Annotated in this window: 1 rRNA gene (running past both ends of the window); it reads left to right on the forward strand. The window is 51.9% G+C overall.

The features are described from left to right. A 23S ribosomal RNA gene (locus MKY07_RS00565) occupies nucleotides 1-2,500 on the forward strand (it extends past both window edges: 82 nt to the left, 347 nt to the right).

Genomic DNA, 2,500 nt, shown 5'->3' on the forward strand with positions numbered 1-2,500 from the left:
GAGCTGTAAGTAAGCTTTGATCCGGGGATTTCCGAATGGGGGAACCCACTATCTTTAATCGGATAGTATCTTCACGTGAATTCATAGCGTGTTGAAGACAGACGCAGGGAACTGAAACATCTAAGTACCTGCAGGAACAGAAAGAAAATTCGATTCCCTGAGTAGCGGCGAGCGAAACGGGAAGAGCCCAAACCAAAGAGCTTGCTCTTTGGGGTTGTAGGACACTCTATACGGAGTTACAAAAGAATGAATTAGACGAAGCGACTTGGAAAGGTCCGCGAAACAAGGTAAAAGCCCTGTAGTCAAAAGTTCATTCCCTCCAGAGTGGATCCTGAGTACGGCGGAACACGTGAAATTCCGTCGGAATCCGGGAGGACCATCTCCCAAGGCTAAATACTACCTAGTGACCGATAGTGAACCAGTACCGTGAGGGAAAGGTGAAAAGCACCCCGGAAGGGGAGTGAAATAGATCCTGAAACCGTGTGCCTACAAGTAGTTAGAGCCCGTTAATGGGTGATAGCGTGCCTTTTGTAGAATGAACCGGCGAGTTACGATTACGTGCGAGGTTAAGTTGAGAAGACGGAGCCGCAGCGAAAGCGAGTCTGAATAGGGCGAATTAGTACGTGGTCGTAGACCCGAAACCAGGTGATCTACCCATGTCCAGGGTGAAGGTGAGGTAACACTCACTGGAGGCCCGAACCCACGCACGTTGAAAAGTGCGGGGATGAGGTGTGGGTAGCGGAGAAATTCCAATCGAACCTGGAGATAGCTGGTTCTCTCCGAAATAGCTTTAGGGCTAGCCTCGTGATTGAGAATACCGGAGGTAGAGCACTGTTTGGACTAGGGGGGCATCTCGCTTTACCGAATTCAGACAAACTCCGAATGCCGGATATTTATACACGGGAGTCAGACTGCGAGTGATAAGATCCGTAGTCAAGAGGGAAACAGCCCAGACCACCAGCTAAGGTCCCCAAGTAATCGTTAAGTGGAAAAGGATGTGGCGTTGCTTAGACAACCAGGATGTTGGCTTAGAAGCAGCCATCATTTAAAGAGTGCGTAATAGCTCACTGGTCGAGTGACGCTGCGCCGAAAATGTATCGGGGCTAAACGATTCACCGAAGCTGTGGATGCATACTTTGAGTATGCGTGGTAGGAGAGCGTTCTAACAGCGTTGAAGTCAGACCGGAAGGACTGGTGGAGCGGTTAGAAGTGAGAATGCCGGTATGAGTAGCGAAACATGGGTGAGAATCCCATGCACCGTATGACTAAGGTTTCCTGAGGAAGGCTCGTCCGCTCAGGGTTAGTCGGGACCTAAGCCGAGGCCGATAGGCGTAGGCGATGGACAACAGGTTGATATTCCTGTACCACCTCCTCACCGTTTGAGAAATGGGGGGACGCAGTAGGATAGGGTAAGCACGCCGTTGGTTGCGCGTGTTCAAGCAGTAAGGCGTGTATGTAGGCAAATCCGCATACTATAACGTTGAGCTGTGATGACGAGCTCGTATGAGCGAAGTTCCTGATTTCACACTGCCAAGAAAAGCCTCTATCGAGGTGAGAGGTGCCCGTACCGCAAACCGACACAGGTAGTCGAGGAGAGAATCCTAAGGTGTGCGAGAGAACTCTCGTTAAGGAACTCGGCAAAATGACCCCGTAACTTCGGGAGAAGGGGTGCTTCTTTGGGTGCATAGCCTAGAGAAGCCGCAGTGAATAGGCCCAGGCGACTGTTTAGCAAAAACACAGGTCTCTGCAAAACCGTAAGGTGACGTATAGGGGCTGACGCCTGCCCGGTGCTGGAAGGTTAAGAGGAGCGGTTAGCGCAAGCGAAGCTGTGAATTGAAGCCCCAGTAAACGGCGGCCGTAACTATAACGGTCCTAAGGTAGCGAAATTCCTTGTCGGGTAAGTTCCGACCCGCACGAAAGGCGTAACGATCTGGGCACTGTCTCAACGAGAGACTCGGTGAAATTATAGTACCTGTGAAGATGCAGGTTACCCGCGACAGGACGGAAAGACCCCGTGGAGCTTTACTGTAGCCTGATATTGAATTTTGGTACAACTTGTACAGGATAGGTAGGAGCCAGAGATCTCGGAGCGCCAGCTTCGAAGGAGGCGTCGGTGGGATACTACCCTGGTTGTATTGAACTTCTAACCCATGCCCCTTAGCGGGGTAGGAGACAGTGTCAGGCGGACAGTTTGACTGGGGCGGTCGCCTCCTAAAGAGTAACGGAGGCGCCCAAAGGTTCCCTCAGAATGGTTGGAAATCATTCGTAGAGTGTAAAGGCATAAGGGAGCTTGACTGCGAGACCTACAAGTCGAGCAGGGTCGAAAGACGGGCTTAGTGATCCGGTGGTTCCGCATGGAAGGGCCATCGCTCAACGGATAAAAGCTACCCCGGGGATAACAGGCTTATCTCCCCCAAGAGTCCACATCGACGGGGAGGTTTGGCACCTCGATGTCGGCTCATCGCATCCTGGGGCTGTAGTCGGTCCCAAGGGTTGGGCT

Origin of the sequence: Solibacillus sp. FSL W7-1472 (assembly GCF_037969775.1) — a bacterium.
Taxonomy (GTDB): domain Bacteria; phylum Bacillota; class Bacilli; order Bacillales_A; family Planococcaceae; genus Solibacillus; species Solibacillus silvestris.